Source organism: Marinobacterium nitratireducens, from assembly GCF_014645375.1.
In the GTDB taxonomy this organism is placed as follows: Bacteria; Pseudomonadota; Gammaproteobacteria; order Pseudomonadales; family Balneatricaceae; genus Marinobacterium_A; species Marinobacterium_A nitratireducens.
Window position 1 is genome coordinate 1 of record NZ_BMLT01000005.1, and the last position, 21,930, is coordinate 21,930.

Sequence of the window (21,930 nt, forward strand, 5' to 3'; positions counted from 1 at the left end):
AATATCCAGCAATTACGCGGATTTCGGCCGATTTTTAAGACACTATGAACCAGTTCGGTTAATGCTTTACGCCTGATCACACTTTAGATCAGCTTCCCATCGGGGCGGTACGCAGGTACCGCCCCTTTTTTGTGGTTCTTCGCGCTTCAACGGGAAATGCATGTCGCCAACTCATTGATGGGTTACGCCGCGTCAATCTCCTGAAAGCGTTAAACAGTGTGCCAATGCGGCTCCACCCATCCTACTTTTTGGCCCCTGGATTCACGCTAATCTGCGAAGCACCCTTTTTATTCCCCCGCGCGTCATCAGACGCTTGGCCTGCACCAGCCCCCGTCGCCCGAAGGTGTCGCAAACTATCAAATCAAATTCATATGGGGTCAAACACGGCCGCCCCGAATTTCGTACTGTGAGGATTGTCAGTCAGCGCCGCACGCCGTTCGATCTGCCGATGCGAAGCGTTGTCGGGCAGAGTTTCGCCACAACTAAAAGGAAAACCAGATGGCTGCTTACGTTATCTTCGATGTCGAAATCTATGACCCCAAGCGCTACCAGGACTTTATGATCCAGGTAAAACCGGTACTGGAAGCGGCCGGCGGCAAGTACCTCGCTCGAGGCGGGGAGCACAAAGTAATCGAGGGTGACTGGGAACCGCGGCGGATCGTGCTGTTCGAATTCCCGTCGATGGAGGCGGCTGACCAGTTTTACTACAGCGACGTATACCAGGGGCTGAAGTCGATTCGGGACGAGTGCAGCTCTGGCCGCGTTGTTGCCGTTGAAGGGATTTGACGACTCTTCAGAGCCCGCACCGGTTTCGGGCGCGCGTTGAGCGCGCCCTTGCCGCAAGCGCCCTCAGGCGCTATGCCCACCCATCCAACAGCACAAAGATAAACTTCCTATGAATCTGAATTTGAACGGCCGCAAGGCCATCGTCTGCGGCGCCTCCAAAGGGCTTGGCTTCGCCAGCGCAATGGCGCTTGCCGAAGAAGGCGTGGACCTGGTCATCAACGCCCGTAACGCCGAGGCGCTGGAAGAAGCCGCCGCTGCGATACGCGCCCAGACCGGCGTCAAGGTGCAGGCAGTCGCCGCCGATATCACCACCGAAGCGGGGCGTGACCAGGTACTGGCCGCCTGCCCCGATCCCGATATCCTGGTCACCAACGCCGGCGGTCCGCCTCCGGGGGATTTCCGTAACTGGGATCAGGAGGCATGGTATGCCGCCGTGGACGCCAACATGCTGACGCCGATCTTTCTGATCAAGGCAGTGGTGGACGGCATGCTCGAGCGCGGCTTTGGCCGTATCGTCAACATCACCTCCTCGGCCGTGAAAGCGCCGATCTCGATCCTCGGCCTGTCCAACGGCGCCCGCAGCGGCCTGACCGGTTTCGTCGCCGGGCTGGCACGCGAGACCGTGGCGAAGAACGTCACCATCAACAACCTGCTGCCGGGCTCGTTCGAAACCGATCGCCTGAAGTCCACCGTCGAGTCCTACGCGAAGAAGCTGGGCGTCAGCGCGGATCAGGTTCGCGAACAGCAGATGCAGGCAAGCCCGGCCAAACGCTTCGGCGACCCGGCCGAATTCGGCGCCATGTGCGCCTTCCTCTGCAGCAGCCAGGCCGGCTTTATGACCGGCCAGAACGTGCTGCTGGATGGCGGCGCCTACCCGGGCACTTTCTAGCGCCCGGCACGCCAGCTGTTCGGAAACAAAAAAACGCGGCCCCCGGATTCAGGGGGCCGCGTTTTTTGTACCCAGCCGTAGAGCCGTAGGATGGGTCTAACCGCCAAGGGCACAAAGCTGAAGTCTGGAATACCCTTCAACGGCGGCGTAACCCATCAGAAACTTCAACCTGCACGGCATACGAAGGGCCGTTCGGATCTGAATTACGATTGGCTCGACAGGGTCTGGGTGAGCGCACTATCGATCATCGACGAGGCCTTTTTCATCCAGACCCTGGCCCGCTGACGCTCCATGATGCCCAGATGGGGCATGTTGCTCTGGCTGTTGTTCGCAGCCGCCCAGAAACTGAAATTCAGCTTGTCGATCTTGCGCATCGTCTCCGCATGCAGGGCCGGCAATGTCACCTGCCGCCGCTTGCTCCCGTCGCGCTCCTCGCCAGTAGCCGCAATGGCATCGACCTCGGAAAAATCACTGCCCCGTCCCAGGTTCTTGACCACCACGGTGTTCAGAGTACCGTCGTATTTCTTCAGAAACGCCTCCAGCAGCTGAGCGGAATCGCGCCCGTCATCGACGACATACCAGTAGACGACAGCAACCTGCATCTCGTCGCAGAGCCCCAGAACGTCGTTTTCGTCTATCCAGCGGTCGAGAAAACGCTCGCTTTGCGCCGGCAGATCGACCAGTACCTGCTGATCGCCTTCGAGCGCCAGCTCCATGATCGCATCGGTGCTTTCAAAAGAATCCAGGTTTATCGGGCGGGTAAAATCCTGGTAGTAGCGCGTCAGCGTCGTGTGAGACTGATCGGCATCGAGCCCGACATAGGGCAGTGATTGATCGAGGAAGTACTGGGAAAGCAGTCTGGATACGACGGATTTACCGACACCGCCTTTTTCACCGCCAACAAAATGAATAACGTTCATCAATCAGGATTCCGTAAGCATGAAAATCGTTTTGATTATCTGAGGGTTGAGCACCGCAAGGCAGGAGCTCCCCGAGGCAGACCTCAAGTACTGCCCGGCAGGGTATGCAGAACATGTGACAATTCAGCAACACCATGCAAAGAACAGCTTACTCCAGCCCCATCCGGGAACAAAAAAAAACGTCTGTGACCACCGAAAACCGGCCGCCACAGACGCCATTGCCAACGGGTTGATTGACCGGTCACGGCTCGCAGCCGACGCGGGATCAGCGCCTGTCAGCTCCGGCTGACAACATGCACGACCAATCGCTCCACTGGAAAGGCAAACCCCATGCCAAAAACGAAAAACCACACCCGGTCGCGGATTTTCCCTGCTTCGCGCCAGCACAACCCGCCGCCATTCAAAAACGCCCTGCGCCAAAAACGCGCACCCACGCGCCGATAACACCCACTTCGGCACAACAACGAAGCGCCCCGTCCGCTCGAAGGTCGGAACCGGTTACGGGAAGGCGCTCAAAACAGATTCAGGTACTGGGCCAGCTCCAGCCAGTCCTTGCTGCGTTTTCCTGGCGGTCAGCGCGCCTGGCCGGCATGAATCCACTGATAGAGTCGGCGTCATCGGACCTTGGGGCGAACGGATGGCAGACCTTCCGACGCGTCACCCTGCCGCTTATCCTGCCCGGTGTCGTTGGCGGCGCGCTGTTGAGCTTTATCATCTCGATGGACGATCTGGTGATTACCTATTTCATCAGCGGCGTCGACGCGACCACACTCCCCGTCTTTATCATGAGCATGATCCGACGCGGCGTTAAACCGGAAATCAACGCCCAGCATGTTACCGAGGCCAGCGCCCTGGCGGCGCTGGAGCGCTGTGAAGGCGGAGCTATCGCCGAGGGCGATGTCGCGGAGGAAACGGCAAAGTACAGCCGTGGTCGCCCGGGCCGATAGTTTACCGCCGGCGGCCCGGCAGCCGAGCTACGGGCAGGAGGAGCGGCACGGCTTCCTCCCTGCTACGGTCACTGTTTGCGTCCAGGTATGGGCTGGATATCCGGCTCCAGATATTCCGCCCGCGCCCTGTCGGAAAACAGCCGCTCTGCCGAATAGTGCGTCAGCAGGATATTCGAATCCCGCAACACCGGATTCTTCGCGATAAAGTCCGCAAAGCAGGCGCAGGCCGGCGTCCTGTCCATGAAGTGGGCGACTGCATCGATCCAGGCGCCGGTCATCGTTTCATTGTATTTCGCCCGCCCGCCCCCGAGGTGATCGAGGAAGGCGAGCAAAGCACTTTTCATCCGCCAGGCTGCCAGATCCCGGTCATCCCGGCACAGATAAACGTAGGCAAGGCGCAGGTGGGCTTCGTGGCTGAAGTCATCGGGCAGCACCGCGAAGGCCTCGAATGCACGCCTGAAAGCCTCGTCTTCAGCCGATGCCTGATGCTGCATCTCGAATCCCCCTGCTATCCCGAGCTATCTGTTTGCCGCACCGCTGCAGTAACAGGTTTATCAAAGTAGACATGCTGTCTCCGAAATTCACCACCTGAAACAGGTGAAGTCGTAGGGTGCCACTGAGCGAGCGAAGCGCACCGTCGCCCGGGCATCACTGATTGCGATAATCAGTGAGACCTGCAGACCGCTAAAAATACCCCACTTAACGTAGTGGTACACGGACCGCCATGGACGGTGGCAGGTCACCCCGTGGAAATACTGTAAACGCAGGAGCGGTTTACAGTAGAGCGAAGCGAACGACACCGTTCTAACTCGTGTCGGATAACGGCACAATGCAGCGGACATTGGCAAGCTGGGAAATAGGTATACTGCCCCCCGAAACTCTGTTACTCGCTGGCAAGTGCAGAAAACTGCTCAAGCGCTTCAATAGCATGCGTTGCGTAGACCACGCTGGTCCCCCCACCCATAAGGATGGCGACACCCAATGCATCCGCAAATTCTTCCTGGGTAGCGCCAGCTTCAAGCGCATCATAAGTATGGTGCGCAATGCAGTCGTCGCAGCGTGTAACAACACTGATTGCCAGGGCAATCAGCTCCTTCGTTTTCGTGTCGAGAGCACCATCAGCCACAGCCGTTGTGTGAAGCCCCCAAAAAGCCTTCATTACAGCAGGCTGAGCGGAAGATAGGTCGCGAGAAGTCTTCTCGAAGTTCCGCAGCCTGTCCGGATAGACTGTGGTGTGTGGGATTGTGTCGCTCATGTTTTTTGTCCTCTTTGTGCATCTGAGTTGGATCATGTCGACGGGTTCAGGACTTCTTCAAAAGCATTGATAAAAGACCGCATCTGTTCGTCAGACATGCCAACGGAGCGCCTTTTTGAACTATCTAATTTATATTTAAGCTCCTGATCTGTAAGGATAAAATACAACCTTAAACATTTACAGCTTATATAAGCTATAACTTTTAAAACTTAACCGGATAAAAAGTTATAGCAAATAAAAGTTGCATATGCTTTTCTACCAATTTGAGTCTCGTACAAATGTGAGGCAATTGCCAATATTGGTGGGGAAGGGCCGCAGATCTTGGCCGCTTTCGGCACCAAGCGGACATTAGTGCTCAAAGCAGCGGTGCGAAGCATCCGCTGCCTTTGCTTGTTAGATGTAGCACCTTCTGTCAATCGCACTAACCGTATTTTTCACACTTTCATATAGGTTCTGGAGCGCCAGATTCACTATTCCATCTCCATTCAACGGTTAAATAATTCCCATCAGATACATCTTTGGATGAGTGAAAAGTAACTTTTGAATTATCTTATAAGGAAACCATTCCTTTATCTAAAGGAATAAAATTTCCATTTTCATCATGGGCGTGCGGAACGGAAACGCCTAGTCCACACTGAGAGAGTTCCTTAATTATTTCCTTGACTCTAGGCTGATTAATGTTATTGGTAGCTTCTTCAGCCTCATGGTGAATTTTAGTATTTATGATAAACCTCTATATAAAAAGTATCGCTGGCCTTAATAATAGGTGTGATGGCGATACATGTATCACATCTAACGCTTGTGATGTGGAATTCGCGTTTACGGGTGTCCACTGGTATCCCCTATTTTTTACGGACGCTCTAGAAGGTCTCCCGAACCAGAACACCTCCTTAATATGGGCTCTCTAGTGAATAAATGATAAAACTCTGATATTGAGACTTCGACTGGTTGTAGAAACCTGCAACGACGGTCTTTGTCAAGCCATTAGCATCGACCACACCATAATTATTCTCGCTCAATACTTTACTACTGTCGGTATTTCTTATTTCGAACTTGATTCCGACTATCACCTTTCTGGAAAAGAAGGCCTCTCGTGACGGCACTTTCACTCCATAAAGTCGACCGGTGGGTTTGTCGCCAAACCCATTAGCATAGACGCGACCTTCAATCTTCCAATTCCCCCTTTTACTCCAGTAATCCCCGTCGGTGTAGCTCCATGAGTACGCCGCCTTCTCTCGCTCGCCGACCCCAGTTGATTCCGCTTCCCCGAAAACCATTGCCCCATATACATCGTCATCTGCAGGATACCGCACAATATTTACCTGCGCGTAATAACTTGTAGGTTGATCACGACCATCGCGATAAGTACCTATGTCACGGAAGACCTGCACCTTATCTAATCCTTCAGAATTTGTTGTTAGATCTGCTATTTGGTATTGCGGTAAATTCAAGACCAGCCCAATTTCAGGCTGAAATACAGTCAACCCAAATTCAGAAGCAGCTTCATTCAATATTGTTACTGGAACGCCATTTACATATAGGAGAAGACTTCCTAGCGTGATACTTCCCGCCCCGACCTCGAAATCCGCACGGATTCGAACATACCTCAAAAGACCAACCTTTATCGAAGCAGGTAAATCCTCCTTTTTCCAGCTTTCATTGATTGATTGGACCCCCGCAGAGATTGAGAACTGAGCCAAGCATTCCGGATTCTCGCGACCAGCCCATATACCTTCTATGTATATTGTTGCAGAAGTGGATACCTCAGCGAAGAAAGCTGTAAAACGCAAATTCTCAAGAGCATCCTCCGGGCGCAAGACGATGCCTATACCATCACTAGATGGCAAAAGTGGAACGATGCGCCTAGAGCGCCTCAAGTCCTCCTTTGGATTGTCAGTGACCATAATTGGCGGTGGCGGAGGGGGAGCAGGAACTGTGTTATCTGGCGATACAGGTATCTCCACCGAGCATAAAAGCAAGTTGGTAAAATAATCGACGTATGTCGCCATTGCATGATGTAAAGATATTGCACCATGAAATTTGTTGATAGTGTAGGATAATGGTGAGAACTCATAGTCAAATAATCTCTTTAGAACACTATTAAGTGCAAAAATTCGATCCAACGAAACTATTCCAAGTATTTCGTCCCGTGCTTCATATACTCCACCTGTAATCCCTTGATGCGCATAGTTAGACTGCCACTCCTCATCCCCAACTAAGGGTGATGAAAAAGTTGTTACATACTTCCCTTTCACACCGACGAAGCTATCAGTTACCGCAAGCTGGGAAAGCGCGCCTCCCAGGCTATGCCCGGTAAAGAACAGCACATACTCATAGTTTGGGTTCTCTTTGATAATAGAATTGATAACACTCTTTACTGGTATTTCGAGCGCCAGCCAAGCGGATGAAAAGCCATCATGTACTTTGCCCTTCAAGGCATTGCCACCACCCCATTTAGGCTTAACCTTGGATAGCTGAAGATTATTCTTATACCAATCGTAGCTAAAATCGTCAGTCCCCCTAAACGCGACAACGATCTCAAGCGTGCCTGATTGATTTGACCATGCAATAAAGCAAAACTGGTTCTCCTCATTCACAGCTTTTATATCTATGGTCTTCCAAGACCCTAGAGGCCCAGACCTTACGTCCAGAAATTCTTTGATCTTCTCTACTTCATCCTCGTATGCGGCAATAGCGCAACGCGCCATGAAGAGATCACCCCATATACCCCGAACTTCGTAAGATTCTTGGTCAGACATACCAACCTCCAAAAATTTCATAATCACCACAAGGACGACAGAAATAACTCCTCAAACTTTTTTGCTTCTAGTATTTTAAAGCTACACATGCTTGCTTCCGCTCAGCTCAACATACTGTAAAAAGGCTAAGTTACTGAACAGAAAGGATAATCGAAGTGCCACAGCCATTTATCCTCCGTTGAAAACGCCATGCTGGCTTTTCTGCGAGCCTTTGTGCAACATCGATAGCAATTAACCCATAGTGCCTGAATGATATTGGCGCACTATAGTTCATCTTGCCAGTATTAAATGAGCACTTTTTTGTAAAGATTTGCAGAAGCGGGCGATGGAATTTTATAACGCACTGTATATAAAGAGTTTTTGGTGGTGAGTTATTCACGGCAAGACTAGATATGGGCAGACGCCTGCTTTGGTTTGCTTGCGCTCTTCTTACCTTTAATTATTGAAATTCTGCCTTGCTGTATTTTTCGAATATTCTGACATTACTTAAATTTAGGTCCGCTTTGGGTCGTTTTCAGCCATCTAATTTGAATCTTTCCAATTACTGTTTTTTCCGAACTTTATAAGGTTTCTTAATATTTTTCTGATTTATCCCCTTCTATCACCTGTCCCGGGCGCTACGGGTTACGGCGTGTCGCCTCCCACCGGGCGACATCGGTCGTCGGATGACGTATACCCAGGCTCCACAATCTCGCGATCACTGCGCATCCTGGGTGTTGGGGTTCTAATATTGAAAGATATCAGCAAGATCAGAAATCCGGACGGGCCTTTGGGCAACACCAGGACTCAGATTTGCAATCGAAAAGGGATATGACGATGTCGACGAATGGCGAAACAGCGCATGGTACCGAAGACCCGTTGCGTCCGGTCACCAGGGAGGAAAAATCCTGGGGATGGTTCGCCATCTTCAACATCTGGGCCAACGATATCCAGTCGCTGTTCGGCTATTCGCTGGTGGCGTCGCTTTTCATCTCCTACGGAGTAAGCGGCTGGACGGCGTTTGCCGCGCTCATCAGCGCCGGCCTGATGGTCATGGTACTGGTCAATCTTTCCGGCGCTGCCGGGGAGCGCTACGGCATTCCCTACCCGGTTCTCGCCCGGGCCAGCATGGGCACGGCCGGGGCCAGGCTACCTGCGGTTCTGCGCGCGACGGTCGCGGTCTTCTGGTACGGCGTTCAGGTGTACTTCGCCTCGACGGCGCTGGCGCTATTGATACGCTCTGTGAGCGGCGTCGCAGAAGGGGCGGAAATGCTCGGCCTCGACAGCATCGACTGGCTATCCTTCGTCATCGTCTGGGCGTTCCATATTTTCATCTTCTGGCGCGGCATGGACTGGGTTGAGACTTTTCTGAATATCGCGGGCCCGTTCGTGTACGCAGTGATGATCGGTCTGGTGATCGTACTGTGGAACAAGTCGGAAGGTCAGCTGCTGTCCCAGGCGCAAACGATTTTTGCCAATCCCGACGGAACCTGGAGCTCGGAGTTCAGGGGCTTTATCGCGATCGTAGGCACCATGGTGGCCTACTTCGCTGCTGTGATGATCAATTTCAGCGACTTCTCGCGCTACGCCCGGGACAAGAATGCCATGATCAGGGGGAACCTTGCCGGACTGCCCTTCAACATGATTCTGTTTTCGGCGCTGGCGTTGCTCACGACAGCCGGCGCCGCTGTTGTCTATGGCGAGAAGATCATCAATCCGACCGAGATCGTCGGCCGCACCGATAGCGTGATCCTCGGCGTGATCGCCGCCATTACGTTCTTTGCCGCGACGGTGGGGATCAATCTGGTCGCGAACTTCGTTCCGGCAGTCAACGGTATCGCCAACCTGGCGCCGCACAGGATCAGCTTCCGCAAGGCCGGCATGATCACGTCGTTGTTCGCGCTTCTGATCGGCGGATTGTGGACGAGCTTCATCAGCCAGTTCGGCATCAGCGGATTCGTCAACACGCTCGGCGCAACGCTGGCTCCGCTCTACGGCATCATGATCGTCGATTATTACATCCTGCGGAAGCAGGTGCTCAAGCGCGACGACCTCTATGACCTGAAAGGTGGTACCTATCACTTTGGCAACGGTTGGAACGACAATGCGCTACTCGCTTTCGCCATTGCAGGGGCGTTTTCGGTCGCCACGGTCTGGGTCCCGTTTCTGGGGCAGCTCACCGGTTATGCCTGGATCATCGGCGCTATCCTGGGTGGGGTGATCTACTACGTCCGATGCAATAAATCGCATCCGCTGTAAAAGAATCAGAGCAACGGCGACAGTTTTTTTGCGCTGCATCAATCGGCCGTTTCGATCCATGTTCTATGCTGGTTCAGGTATCGCGCAACCGGCAGTCGTCCATGCACAACACCGCAACCGAGCAATCGACTCTTATCGGCACCATCACCGAAGTGCACGGCCCGGTCGTGGTCATTCGCTGCGACCGCCTGCCGCCGCTGCACCAGGCGCTGCGCGGGTATTTCGACCACGATTCCTGTCTGTTCGAGGTCCACCAGCATCTGGATCAGCGTCATATCCGTGCCATTACGCTGCATGGCACCGGCGGCCTGTACCGCGGCATGCAGGTGCACGATACCGGCGCGCCGCTGCACGTGCCGGTCACGCCGGACTGTCTGGGCCGCCTGCTGAACATCTTCGGCGAGCCGCTGGACGGCGGCGAGCCACTCGAGACCGACGAATTCCGCAATATCCACGGCGATCCGGTACCGCTCTGGGATGCGGTCGGCACCGGCGCCATTCTCGAGACCGGCATCAAGGTGATCGACCTGCTCTGCCCCTTTATCCGCGGCGGCAAGACCGGACTGTTCGGCGGCGCCGGGGTCGGCAAGACGGTGCTGGTGATGGAGTTCATGCAGGCGGTGGCGTCGCTGCACAGCGGCGTGTCGGTGTTTGCCGGGGTCGGTGAGCGCATTCGCGAGGCGCACGAACTCTGGCACGAGATAAGCGAAGCCGGCGTGCTGCCCCAGACGCTGCTGATGTATGGCCAGATGGACGAGTCGCCCGGGGTGCGATTCCGTATCGGGCTCGCCGCGCTCAGCTATGCCGAGTATCTGCGTGACAGTCTGCACAAGGAGGTGCTGTTCGTCATGGACAACATCTTCCGTTTCGTTCAGGCCGGCAGCGAGATCTCCAGCCTGCTCGGGCGCATGCCGGCAACGGTCGGCTACCAGCCGACGCTGATCAGCGAGGTCGCCGAGCTGCAGGACAGGATCCTGTCGACGCGCGAAGGCGCCATCACCTCGGTACAGGCGGTCTACGTGCCGGCGGACGACATGACGGACCCCGCGGTCAGCGCCATTCTCAGCCATCTGGACTCCAAGGTCGTGCTGTCCCGCGCCCAGGCCGGCAAGGGCATCTATCCGGCGGTGGAGCCGCTGCAGTCCGGCAGCCGCATGATGGATCGGCATACCCTGGGAGACCGGCACTACAGCGTCGCCGAAGGCGTGCGCGAACACCTGGCCCGCTACCAGGAACTCGAGGACGTCATCGCCATGCTCGGTGTCGAGGAACTGTCGCAGCAGGACCGGCAGATCGTGATGCGGGCCCGCAAGCTGCAGAAGTACCTCACCCAGCCGTTCCGCGCTACCGCCTCCCATACCGGCATTGCCGGCGTCTCGGTGCCGCTCTCGACCACGCTGACCGACTGCGAGGCGTTCCTGCGCGGTGACTACGACGAGACCCCGGAAGACCACTGCTACATGCGCGGCAGCATGCAGGGGGTCCGGGTATGAGCGGATTTACGCTGCACCTGTGCGCCAGCGACAGGCAGGCGCGCGTGGATGGTGTGACCAGTTTCGTCGGCGAGGATGCCTCCGGCAGCTTCGGCGTTCTGGCCGGGCGTGCACGGCTGATTACCCCGCTGCTGTTCGGCCTGGCATGGTTTCGCCGTGGCGATGCGCCCTGGCAGTATCTGGCGCTGCCCGGCGGCCTGCTCCACTTCGCTGACAACGAACTGCATATCTATACCCGCCGCTACCTGCTGGATCAGGATTACGAACGCATATCGGAGCAGCTTCAGCGTCAGTTGCTGTCGGAGGAAGACAAGCTGCAGTCGATGAAGCAGAGCCTGCAGCGGATGGAAAACGAGGTCATACGCCGGCTCACGGAACTTGGCCAGGACCAGGCCTCGCGCCTGTACGGGGGCGGCTGATGGAACCCAACCGCAACCGGCGTCTGCAGCAGCGCCTCGAACGCCAGGCGAGGCGCCTGAAGCAGGCCGAGCGCGAACGCTCGACGCTGCTGGCGCAGACCATCTACCTCGGCACTCTGGGGCTGGTGATGGTACTGCCGGTCGTCGCCGGCGCCTACATCGGGCACTGGCTCGACAGTCTCGCGGATGGCTATTCGACACGCTGGACCCTGAGCCTGATCTTGCTCGGGGTCATGGTCGGCGCCTTCAACGTCTACGCGCTGATAAAGGAGTAGGCCATGGCCGGTCTCGACATGTTCCCCAGTACCCTTTTCAGCATCGGCCCGGTCGCTATCAGCGGGTCGCTGGTCACATCGGTCGCCATCACGGTCGTCCTGGGGTTCTCGGCCCTGGTGCTGTCCCGACGCCTCAAACCGGATCCGGGCCCCTTGCAGCTGCTGGCCGAAGGCATAGTGACGGCGATCGAGGATGCGATACGGGCGGTGGCGCCGGATCATGTGCGGCAGTTGCTGCCGCTGATCGCCACCCTGTGGATTTTTCTCGTGGTCGCCAACCTGGTGGGGCTGATTCCGGGCATGCACTCGCCCACGCGCGATCTCTCGGCGACCTCGGCGCTGGCCATACTGGTGTTCCTGTCGGTGCATATTTACGGCATCCGAAGCCAGGGTATCAAAGCCTACCTTCGTCACTACCTGGCGCCGACTCCGGTGATGCTGCCGTTCCATATTCTCAGCGAAATCACTCGCACCATCGCCCTGGCGGTGCGACTGTTCGGCAACATCATGAGCCTGGAGACTGCAGCGCTGCTGATTCTGCTGGTTGCCGGCTTCCTGGCGCCGATCCCGATTCTGATGCTGCACATTATCGAGGCGCTGGTGCAGGCCTATATTTTCGGCATGCTGGCGCTGATTTACGTCGCCAGCGCACTGCAGTCGCAACAGTCAATTGGAAGCCGCCATGAATAACCTCGAAAACGCAAGCATGCAGAGAGCAGTAGGATGGGTGGAGCCGCAGTGGCACGTTCCGTATCGGAGCTTCCCGAATTCGATGCGGCGCAACCCATCGAGTTGTCGTCCCGGTGATGTGAGGAACTGAACGCATGCGATGGGTTGCACGACACCCTTATCTGGTCAGCAATGGATTCCCCGCAGATAGCGTCGTTTCACCCATCCTACGGTTTGGATAAGAGCCCCTCCGGACTCTGGGCCCAGTATTCGGCAACGCAGTTAGGTTTCAATATCCTGTCAGGAGAGACGAGATGACCGATATTTCATGGATCACCCTGGCCACGACCGCCGCCACAGTGCTGGCCATCGGCATCGGCGTGCTGGGGCCGGCACTGGCGATGGGACGAGCCATCAGCAGCGCCCTCGAAGCGATCGCACGTCAGCCCGAGGCGGAAAAATCGATTATGCGCACCCTGTTCATTGGCCTGGCGATGATCGAATCGCTGGCGATTTACGTGCTGGTCATCGTGCTGATCGTGCTGTTCCGCAACCCGCTGCTCGAGTACGTGCTGCAGGCGGTGTCATGAGCAACGGGTATCCGGAGGCTTATGCATGGAACTGAGCGGTTCGACATTCGTACTGGAGATCATCAACTTCCTGGTGCTGATCTGGCTGCTGCAGCGGTTCTTCTACAAGCCGCTGCAGGCCGTCATCGCCCGCCGCCGCGCCGGTATCGATCAGCAGCTGGCCGACGCCACGGACATGCGGGCCCAGGCGCAGGAGCTGCAATCGCAGTACGAAAACCGGCTGAGTCACTGGGAAGCCGAACGCCAGCGCGCCCGTGAAGCCCTGCAGCAGGAGATCGAGCGCGAACGGACACGGCAGCACGAAGGCCTGCGCGCGGAGCTCGACAAAGAACGCAGGAAAGCCGAGGTCAGCCAGCAGCACCAGCTACTGGAACGGCAGCAGCACCTCGAACGCCTGGCACTGGAGCAGGGCAGCCGCTTCGCCACCCGACTGCTGGAACTGTGCGCCGGCCCCGAGCTCGAGACGCGGCTGCTGGAGATGCTGCTGAATGCCCTGCCGGGACTGCCGACGGAGCAGTTGCAGTCGCTGCGCGAACACGCGGCCGAGCACCCCGAAGCCATCGAGATCACCAGCGCCTTCGAACTGCCGCCCGGAGACCGCAGCCGCCTGCAGCAACGAATCGATGGGCTGCTCGCCACCAAGGCAGAATACCGCTACCTGAAGGACCCGGAGCTGCTGGCCGGCCTGCGCCTGTCGATAGGGCCCTGGGTATTTCGCGCCAGCGTGCGCGATGAACTCAAGGGGTTTGCCGACCTGGTGCAGAGCAATGGCAATACCCGTCTGCCCTGCGCACAGGCGCTGCAGCCCGCGCAGACGGAGCAGGATCATGGATGAGTACAAGCTGCCGGACGGGCCGTTGACGCGGCAGGCCGAATGGCTCCACGACTACCGACCCGAAGTCCGGATCGGCGAGCAGGGGCGCGTGGTCTCGGTCGGCGACGGCATCGCCTGGGTCGCAGGGCTGCCAACCGCCGCCATCGACGATGTACTGGACTTCGCAGATGGCAGCCAGGGCTTGGTGTTCGACCTCAACGTCGAATTGATCGGCGCCATCCTGCTGCATGCCACCGGGCAGCTGACCGCCGGCACCACGGTGACACTCAGTCCCAACCCGCTCAGTCTTCCCGTCGGTGACGACCTGCTGGGCCGGGTGATCGACCCGCTCGGCAACCCGCTCGACGGCGGCCCGGCACCTGACAGCAACCGACGCCGCCGTCTCCAGGGCGCCTCGCCCCTCATCGTCGAACGCGACTTCGTGCACCAGCCGCTCTATACCGGCGTCAAGGTCATCGACACCCTCATCCCGATCGGACGCGGCCAGCGGCAGTTGCTGGTCGGCGACGAGGGGCTCGGGCGCAGCTCGCTGGCGCTGGATACCGTCATCAATCAGCGTGGTCAGGACATCCTCTGCGTTTATGTGCTGATCGGCCAGAAAAGGTCCACCGTGGTCGATACCATCTCGCTGCTGCGCGACAAAGGCGCCCTGGAGTTCAGCACCGTGGTCGTTGCCGAAGCCAGCGCGCTGCCGGGTCTTCAGCACCTGGCGCCATTCGCCGGCTGCGCCCTGGCCGAATGCTGGATGCGCGCTGGCCGTCACGCCCTGGTGGTGTACGACGACCTTTCGACCCATGCCAAGACCTATCGCGAGCTGTCATTGCTGCTGCGCCGCCCGCCCGGCCGCGAAGCCTATCCCGGGGATATTTTCTCGGTACACGCAGGACTGCTGGAGCGTGCCACCTGCCTCGAAGCCGGGCTTGGCGGCGGCAGCCTGACCGCACTGCCGATCGTCGAAACCCGCCTGGGCGAAATTGCCGCCTATATCCCGACCAACCTGATCTCGATCACCGATGGCCAGATTTATCTCGATGCCGAGCTGTTCAGCGCCGGCTTCCGGCCGGCGATCGACATCGGCAAGTCCGTCTCCCGCATCGGCGGCCGGGCCCAGCACGCCCATATCAAGCAGGAAGCCGGGCGCATGAAGCTCGACTACCTGCAGTTCCTGGAGCTTGAGCTCTTTACCCGCTTCGGTGCCCGACTCGAAGCGGAGATGGAAAAGAGCATCAGGCGCGGCCGGGTACTGCGGGAGATTCTGAAACAGGACCGGCTGTCGCCGGTGTCGATCGAATTCGAGATGGCCTGGATGGTCGCTTTCAACGACGGTCTTTTGGACGACCTGGCGCCGGCGGACGTCAACGCCACCCTCGAGGACCTGGCGCAGTACACCCGAAGCTCGGGCCTGACACTGGACGAGCCGCACGAGCGCTGGTCGCAGATGCTGAAACACTGGCGCGACAACGAAGCGGGTCCGGCATGAGTCGCCAGCAACTCGAACACCATCTGCGCAAACTGAGCGAAGCCCGCGAGATCATGAACGCGATGAAGTCGCTCGCCTTCATGGAAACCCGGCGCCTGAGCCAGCGCATAGAAGTGCAGCGAACCATGCTCGAGGGCATCGAGAGCGCCGCTTCAGAGTTTCTGGCAGCCTATTCCGGGTTTCGGCCGCCGCAAAGCGACGACCCGCCCGTCACGCTGCTGTATGGCTCGGAACGCGGATTCTGCGGCGCCTTCAACGAGCGCCTGCTGCAGGCGCTGCCGGCGGACATCAACGCGCCCGCTTCGCTCATCGCCACCGGTCGCAAGCTGTGCAGCCGACTGGAGGGGGATCCCAGGCTCTGTCATGCGCTCGACGGCGCCTCGGTACTCGACGAAGTCGGCGATACCCTGAACCGGCTGAGCGACCTGGTGGGCGAACTGGCAAGCGGCAACAGCCGGTTCAACCTCTGGGTGCTGTACCATGACCCGGATGCCCAGGAGGTCGTGCGCCGTCCGCTGCTGCCGCCGTTCCAGTCGTTGCCGCAAACCGGCCCCAGGCACCCGGAACCCGACCTCAACCTGCCGCCGTCGCAGTGCTATGCCGGGCTGGTCGAGCACTACCTGTTCGCCGAACTCCATGCCATCGCCTATCTCTCGCTGATGGCGGAAAACCAGCAACGCATGCAACACCTCGACGGCGCCGTGCGCTACCTCGACGATCGCCTCGAGGCGCTGGCGCAAAAAGGCCGCGAAATCCGTCAGGAGGAAATTACCGAGGAGATCGAGGTCATCCTGCTCAATGCCGACAATAACGACGATTCGTCGATGTCGCGGTGACCTGCGAAGAATTCGCTTGCTATTTTAGACAAACCTAATACAAATAGAGCAATATGAACCTTCGTTCTGGTCGGGGAGAAACAGGATGGCTGCGTCCACCAATATCGACACTCTGGTATTCCGTTTTGCCGGGCTCTTTATCCTGCTGTCATTGCTGCTGTCGCAGCTGCACTCGATTCAGTGGCTCTGGGTGACCGCCTTCGTCGGCGCCAATATGGTACAGGCCTCCTTCACCGGCTTCTGTCCGCTGGCCAAAATCCTGGCGAGGATGGGCATCGGCGCCGGTTCCGCCTTTCCCGGCAAGGCGCATTGAGGGCCAAGCCAAGGGGTCCGAAATCAATACCGGCTTCAATAATCGAACGGGACTTTTGACTGATCGATCTGCGCACGAAATTCATCGGACAGACGATACCAGTCCAGCACATCCACTCGTATCGACAATTCGGACTCTTCCAGCGCGTCCTGCAAACGATAGTAATCTGCCGTAGGCATCGCGTTTTCACCCTCGATCACCAGGTCGATATCGGACCAGGGACGGGCGGTACCTTTGACCCGGGATCCGAAAGCCCAAACCTTTTCACCATTCGCCAGGAACTCCTTGAGAATGGCACTTAGCGTTTGACGATCGGAGGTTGAAAGATCAATCATTTTTGGCACTTATCGCACTCAGCAGCGCACGGGCCGCAGGTAGAAACTCCACAGCAATCTCGTACACTTCCGTGGCCACTTTCGGATCGTAGATATGCGACGTCTGATTACGGGCACGGTGATACAGCATCCACTCGTCGACCGAATCGATCAGACGGCTCTGATGCGCCAGGCGGAACAGCTCACGGCGGGACACCCCTTCGACGTAACTGCTGCCCAGGTTATGATCCAGCCAGCGCTTCATGAACTTCCAGCACAATTCATAGGTGAACTCGAAATTCTGAATGGCGCCGGCGATGAAGGCATTGCGCTGCACTTCGGTCAGTGCATCCATAAACGGCTTTTTCTGGGTCTCGGCGATCACCGCATCCAGCGACGACAAAGCCCGTTCCAGCCCGGAAAGATCCAGCATGTTCAACTCTCTAAACTTTAGTTCAGTGCATGATAGCGCGCACACACCGCCGCGACACGCCCTGTCTCCGTAGGACGCCATGAGCGCAGTGAATCGCGCCGCAGGGCAGCGGTTGCCAGCGCCGCCTGAAAGGGTAAGCTATCGGCATTGAATCAGTACCGGATGCTCTCCTTGACCGCCCTGCCCGACCGCCCCGAAGCCGCCACGCTCGACAACCCGCTGTACTACCTGGAGAACTTTCGCACGGTACTGCTCTGGGTCGGGGCACGCCATGCCGATCTGCTGCTCGAGTGCGAACGGCAACGACTCGACGCCTTCTGGCACCTGCCCGAGCCCTCCCAGGCACTGCTGGTACGGATGGTGATGCGCAAGGGCGAGCGTTTTCGCCTCGGCAAGCTCGTGTATGCCGAAATCGGTTCCAGCGAAGCCGCCCTGCAAGCTCTCGTCGAAGGCGACTGGATAGACCCCGATCCGCAGCTGTCGCTGGACGAGCTGTTCGCGCTGCTGACGCGACCGGAACTCGGACTCGCGCTTGGCGAGCGGATCGCCGACGCCGGCCTGAAAAAATCCCTGACCAAGCAGGCACTGTACGAAGCGCTGTCGCACGACGCGCCCGAGCCCGCGCCGCTGTCGCAGTGGTGGCCCGACAGCGGCGACCGGGTGCTGGCACTGAACGATATGGCGCTGTTCGAGCGTCTCCGGCTGATGTTTTTCGGCAACCTGCGCCAGGGCTGGTCCGAATTCGTGCTCGAGCAGCTGGGGCATCAGCGCTACGAGCAGGTGCCGCTCTCGAGCGACTCGCGGGCATTTCAGCAGCGTACCGACGTCGACGCCTACCTGCATCTGCATCAGTGTCGCGAGCGCCTGGACGGCGACGAGCCCCCATCCGCGGTCTGGACGGATATCCCGCGCGAAGCCAACGCCAACCCCTGGCTAGAATCCCGCCGCGGCCGGCTGCTGTACGCGCTGGGACGCATGGCCGAGCGCGCCGGTGAACCGCTGCTGGCGCTCGAAGCCTGGGGCGCAAGCTGCCACCCCGAAGCGCGGCTGAAACAGCTGCGCCTGATGGAGCGGCGCGGTGAAGATGCAAACGCCTGGCCCCTGCTGCAGGCCGCGCTACCGGAGCCGCGCAATGCCGCCGAGCAGCAAGGGCTGGAGCGGCTGCGCAAGCGCCTCGGCAAGCGCCTTGGGCATCCCGTTCCGCCGTCACCCCGTGCGCGCGCCATCGAGACCATCGAGATCGCCTTGCCTCAGCCCGGCCACGGCTCGGTGGAGCTTGCGGTCGCCGAACACTTCAGCGACGACAGCTGCGAGCTCTACTACGTCGAGAACTGGCTGTTCAACGGTCTGCTGGCGCTGCTCTGCTGGCCGGCGTTCTATACGCCACTGCCCGGCGCCTTCTTCCACCCGTTTCAGGGCGGGCCGGCGGATCTCTACCGCGGCGACTTCCTCGAGCGGCGCCGCGCGCTGTTCGACGATAGCCTCAAGCTGCTGGACTCAGGCGAGTACCGGCAGCAGATACTCGACACCTGGACGCGCAAAGCGGGCATCAGCAACCCCATGCTGTACTGGCCACTGCTGCCCCGCGAGTTGATCGAGCGCGCGCTGGACTGCATTCCGCCGCACCACCTGAGAGCGGTTTTCGAGCGCATGCTCACGGACCTGCGCGAATACCGCTCCGGCCTTCCGGACCTGATCCAGCTCTGGCCCGACGAGCGACGCTACCGTCTCATCGAGGTCAAGGGCCCCGGCGACCGGCTGCAGGACCACCAGCGCCGCTGGCTGGGCTTTATGCGCGAACAGCAGATGGACGTCGCCGTCTGCCACGTGAAATGGTCTGACTGATGCGCATTGCCGTCCGGACCCTGTGTGAATTCGCCGCCCGGACGGGCAGCCTCGACCACCGCTATACGCCATCGCCAACCGCCGAGGAAGGCATCGAGGGCCACGCCCGGGTGCAGGCGAGCCGCGGCGACGGCTACCAGGCCGAGCTGCCGCTATCGGGCGAATGCCGGGGCCTGTTGCTGAGCGGGCGCGCCGACGGCTACGACCCCGCGCGCAACAGGCTAGAGGAGATCAAGACCCACCGCGGCGACCTGTCGCGGCTGTCCGAAGCGCAGCAGGCACTGCACCGGGCGCAGCTTCGCGTCTACGGTGCCCTGCTCTGCGCCCGCGACGGCCTGGAGTCGCTGGAGCTGGCGCTGATCTACTACGACATCGGCAAAGACCGCGAAACCGAGCGCAGCGAGCAGCAAAGCGCCGCGCAGCTGCAGGGTTTTCTCGACGAGCTCTGCCTGGCCTACCGCGACTGGGCTGAAGCGGAAAGCGCCCATCGCGCCGCGCGCGATGCCGCGCTGCAGAAACTGCGTTTTCCCTACCGGGAATTTCGCCACGGCCAGCGGCAACTGTCGGAAAGCGTATACAAGGCCGCCAGTACCGGCCGGGCGCTGATGCTGCAGGCCCCGACCGGAATCGGCAAGACCCTTGGCACCCTCTACCCGACGCTGATGGCGTTGCCGCGCCGCTCGATCGACCGGGTGTTCTATCTCACCGCGCGCAATACCGGCCGCCAGCTGGCGCTCGATGCGATCCTGCAGCTAGCCGGTACGCAGCCTGAGCCGGTACCGCTGCGGGTGCTGGAGCTGAGCGCCCGCGAACACGCCTGCGAACACCCGGACCTCGCCTGCCACGGCGACTCCTGCCCGCTGGCCCAGGGCTTCTTCGACCGCTTGCCGGCGGCACGACAGGAAGCGGCCGGCGCCAGGGAACCGCTGGACCGGGGGCGCCTTCGCGAACTGGCGCTCAAGCACGACATCTGCCCCTATTTTCTGGGCCAGGAAATGGCGCGCTGGTCCGACCTGGTGGTTGCTGACCTGAACCACTTTTTCGACCGTCAGGCGCTGCTGCACGCGCTGACCAAGCAGAACGACTGGAAGGCCGCACTGCTGATCGACGAGGCGCACAACCTGATCGACCGCGCCCGCGGCATGTACAGTACGGAACTCGATCAGCAGCGCTTGCTGCAGCTGAAAAGAACCGCCCCGGCGGCGCTGAAGAAGCCGCTGGATTCGCTGGCACGACAGTGGAACGCGCTGCTGCGCGAACACGGCATGAACGACGAAACCGGTGCGACGAAGCAGTTGGCGGAATTGCCGAAAGAACTCAACGGCGCGCTGCAGGGTCTGGTCTCCGCCATCGGCGACTATCTCGCCGAACACCCGGCCGACGCGGCGCTGCAGGAACTGCTGTTCGAGGCGGTCGGATACCTGCGCCTGGCCGAGCGTTTCGGCGACCACTCGCTGGCACAACTGAGCCGTGCCGGTCGCGGCAAAGCACGGCTTTCGATCCGCAACCTGGTGCCGGCGGACTTCCTGGCCGAGCGTTTCGCCGCGGCGCACTCCAGTACCCTGTTCTCGGCAACGCTGTCGCCGCCGTTCTATCACCGCGACCTACTTGGACTGCCTGCCGACACCGTCTGGCAGGAAGTCGAAAGTCCTTTCGCCGCGGATCAGCTCGAGGCGCGCTTCGAAACCGCCGTCAGCACCCGCTTTCGCGATCGCCAGGCGTCGATCGAACCGATCGCACGCATTCTCGACGCGCAATTCCGGGCGCAACCGGGCAACTACCTCGCCTATTTCAGCAGCTTCGCCTACCTCGACGCCGTGTACGAACGCCTGCAGCAGGACGCGCCGGAACTGCCGCTCTGGCGCCAGTCCTCGGGTATGTCGCAGCAGGCGCGGCAAGACTTCCTCGACCGTTTCGACGACAGCGGCCAGGGGATTGGCTTTGCCGTGCTCGGCGGCGCTTTCGCCGAGGGCATCGACCTGCCGGGCGAGCGCCTGATCGGCGCCTTCGTTGCAACGCTGGGCCTGCCGCCGTTCGACGACTGGCACGAGGAGCTGCGCGCGCGCCTGCAGCGCCGCTTCGGCCGCGGTTACGACTACGCCTACCTCTATCCGGGCATGCAGAAGGTGGTTCAGGCCGCCGGGCGCGTGATCCGCACCCCCGAGGACCGGGGCACCGTGATCCTCATCGACGACCGCTTCGCCCGGCCTGAGGTGCGCAGCCTGCTGCCTGCCTGGTGGCAGATCCCGGCACGACTTGTAGGAGCCCACTCCGTGGGCGATCCGTTCCGGCACCGCGGGTGATCGCTCGCGGAGCGAGCTCCTACAAAAGTCGGGCCCCGCACGACTTGTAGGAGCCCACTCCGTGGGCGAACCCGTCCGGCACCGCGGGTGATCGCTCGCGGAGCGAGCTCCTACAAAAGCCGGATCCCGCACGACCTGTAAGAGCCCACTCCGTGGGCGAACCGGTCCGGCACCGCGGGTCATCGCTCGCAGAGCGAGCTCCTACAAAAGCCGGGCCCCGCACGACTTGTAGGCGGAGCCCACTCCGTGGGCGAACCGGTCCGGCACCGCGGGTGATCGCCCGCGGAGCGGGCTCCTACAAAAGTCGGGCCCCGCACGACTTGTAGGAGCC

General features: G+C 59.4%; 21 protein-coding genes. 15 read left to right on the plus strand and 6 right to left on the minus strand.

What is annotated here, in order from left to right; genetic code table 11:
• The first annotated feature begins 498 nt into the window (after positions 1-498).
• A complete protein-coding gene (locus tag IEX85_RS10450; protein WP_188860544.1) occupies positions 499-786 on the plus strand; it encodes a DUF1330 domain-containing protein in 288 nt (95 codons plus the stop codon).
• A 109-nt stretch (positions 787-895) separates the two neighbouring features.
• A complete protein-coding gene (locus IEX85_RS10455) occupies positions 896-1,675 on the plus strand; it encodes an SDR family oxidoreductase (protein ID WP_188860545.1) in 780 nt (259 codons plus the stop codon).
• A gap of 203 nt (positions 1,676-1,878) precedes the next feature.
• Here the strand turns inward: IEX85_RS10455 and IEX85_RS10460 are convergent, their stop codons facing one another.
• Positions 1,879-2,595: a P-loop NTPase family protein gene (locus IEX85_RS10460; RefSeq protein ID WP_188860546.1), complete on the minus strand. Its 717-nt coding sequence runs from the start codon at positions 2,593-2,595 to the stop codon at positions 1,879-1,881.
• Between the two features lie 590 nt (positions 2,596-3,185).
• Between IEX85_RS10460 and IEX85_RS10465 the strand changes: the two genes are divergently transcribed.
• A complete protein-coding gene (locus IEX85_RS10465) occupies positions 3,186-3,542 on the plus strand; it encodes an ABC transporter permease (protein WP_229721872.1) in 357 nt (118 codons plus the stop codon).
• A gap of 68 nt (positions 3,543-3,610) precedes the next feature.
• Here the strand turns inward: IEX85_RS10465 and IEX85_RS10470 are convergent, their stop codons facing one another.
• From IEX85_RS10470 to IEX85_RS10480, 3 genes are all read right to left on the minus strand, one after another.
• Entirely contained in the window at positions 3,611-4,036 is a 426-nt protein-coding gene (locus tag IEX85_RS10470; RefSeq protein WP_229721873.1) for a hypothetical protein, read from the minus strand.
• A gap of 389 nt (positions 4,037-4,425) precedes the next feature.
• Entirely contained in the window at positions 4,426-4,797 is a 372-nt protein-coding gene (locus IEX85_RS10475; protein WP_229721874.1) for a carboxymuconolactone decarboxylase family protein, read from the minus strand.
• 890 nt (positions 4,798-5,687) lie between these two features.
• Positions 5,688-7,556, minus strand: a complete 1,869-nt coding sequence (locus IEX85_RS10480; RefSeq protein ID WP_188860547.1) for a lipase family protein — start codon at positions 7,554-7,556, stop codon at positions 5,688-5,690.
• Positions 7,557-8,372: 816 nt separating this feature from the next.
• On the opposite strand from IEX85_RS10480, the gene IEX85_RS10485 reads away from it, so the two are divergent.
• The 10 genes from IEX85_RS10485 (at position 8,373) to IEX85_RS10530 (ending at position 16,704) form a co-directional block, all read left to right on the plus strand.
• A complete protein-coding gene (locus tag IEX85_RS10485) occupies positions 8,373-9,794 on the plus strand; it encodes an NCS1 family nucleobase:cation symporter-1 (protein WP_229721875.1) in 1,422 nt (473 codons plus the stop codon).
• Between the two features lie 101 nt (positions 9,795-9,895).
• Positions 9,896-11,287: a F0F1 ATP synthase subunit beta gene (gene atpD, locus IEX85_RS10490; protein WP_188860902.1), complete on the plus strand. Its 1,392-nt coding sequence runs from the start codon at positions 9,896-9,898 to the stop codon at positions 11,285-11,287.
• Entirely contained in the window at positions 11,284-11,706 is a 423-nt protein-coding gene (locus tag IEX85_RS10495) for a F0F1 ATP synthase subunit delta/epsilon (protein ID WP_188860549.1), read from the plus strand. Before atpD ends, IEX85_RS10495 begins: the two co-directional genes overlap by 4 nt.
• Positions 11,706-11,981: an AtpZ/AtpI family protein gene (locus IEX85_RS10500; RefSeq protein WP_188860550.1), complete on the plus strand. Its 276-nt coding sequence runs from the start codon at positions 11,706-11,708 to the stop codon at positions 11,979-11,981. Before IEX85_RS10495 ends, IEX85_RS10500 begins: the two co-directional genes overlap by 1 nt.
• Before the next feature lie 3 nt (positions 11,982-11,984).
• The gene (locus IEX85_RS10505) at positions 11,985-12,671 is read left to right on the plus strand and encodes a F0F1 ATP synthase subunit A (protein ID WP_188860551.1); all 687 of its coding nucleotides are present in this window, start codon (positions 11,985-11,987) and stop codon (positions 12,669-12,671) included.
• A gap of 293 nt (positions 12,672-12,964) precedes the next feature.
• The gene (gene atpE, locus IEX85_RS10510; RefSeq protein WP_188860552.1) at positions 12,965-13,240 is read left to right on the plus strand and encodes an ATP synthase F0 subunit C; all 276 of its coding nucleotides are present in this window, start codon (positions 12,965-12,967) and stop codon (positions 13,238-13,240) included.
• Between the two features lie 25 nt (positions 13,241-13,265).
• Complete coding sequence (locus tag IEX85_RS10515; protein WP_188860553.1) at positions 13,266-14,075, plus strand: F0F1 ATP synthase subunit delta; 810 nt, start codon at positions 13,266-13,268, stop codon at positions 14,073-14,075.
• Positions 14,068-15,555: a F0F1 ATP synthase subunit alpha gene (locus IEX85_RS10520; RefSeq protein WP_188860554.1), complete on the plus strand. Its 1,488-nt coding sequence runs from the start codon at positions 14,068-14,070 to the stop codon at positions 15,553-15,555. Before IEX85_RS10515 ends, IEX85_RS10520 begins: the two co-directional genes overlap by 8 nt.
• Positions 15,552-16,391: a F0F1 ATP synthase subunit gamma gene (locus IEX85_RS10525; protein ID WP_188860555.1), complete on the plus strand. Its 840-nt coding sequence runs from the start codon at positions 15,552-15,554 to the stop codon at positions 16,389-16,391. The genes IEX85_RS10520 and IEX85_RS10525 overlap by 4 nt, the downstream gene beginning before the upstream one ends.
• A gap of 85 nt (positions 16,392-16,476) precedes the next feature.
• Positions 16,477-16,704: a YgaP family membrane protein gene (locus IEX85_RS10530; RefSeq protein ID WP_188860556.1), complete on the plus strand. Its 228-nt coding sequence runs from the start codon at positions 16,477-16,479 to the stop codon at positions 16,702-16,704.
• 35 nt (positions 16,705-16,739) lie between these two features.
• On the opposite strand, the gene IEX85_RS10535 is transcribed toward IEX85_RS10530, so the two are convergent.
• Positions 16,740-17,039 carry a nucleotidyltransferase family protein gene (locus IEX85_RS10535; RefSeq protein ID WP_188860557.1) on the minus strand — a complete coding sequence of 100 codons (300 nt, stop codon included), beginning with the start codon at positions 17,037-17,039 and terminating at the stop codon, positions 16,740-16,742.
• A complete protein-coding gene (locus tag IEX85_RS10540; protein WP_188860558.1) occupies positions 17,032-17,451 on the minus strand; it encodes a nucleotidyltransferase substrate binding protein in 420 nt (139 codons plus the stop codon). The genes IEX85_RS10535 and IEX85_RS10540 overlap by 8 nt, the downstream gene beginning before the upstream one ends.
• 162 nt (positions 17,452-17,613) lie before the next feature.
• Between IEX85_RS10540 and IEX85_RS10545 the strand changes: the two genes are divergently transcribed.
• Both IEX85_RS10545 and IEX85_RS10550 read left to right on the plus strand, forming a co-directional pair.
• Complete coding sequence (locus tag IEX85_RS10545; protein WP_188860559.1) at positions 17,614-19,296, plus strand: VRR-NUC domain-containing protein; 1,683 nt, start codon at positions 17,614-17,616, stop codon at positions 19,294-19,296.
• Positions 19,296-21,599: an ATP-dependent DNA helicase gene (locus tag IEX85_RS10550; protein WP_188860560.1), complete on the plus strand. Its 2,304-nt coding sequence runs from the start codon at positions 19,296-19,298 to the stop codon at positions 21,597-21,599. Before IEX85_RS10545 ends, IEX85_RS10550 begins: the two co-directional genes overlap by 1 nt.
• Positions 21,600-21,930 lie beyond the last annotated feature (331 nt).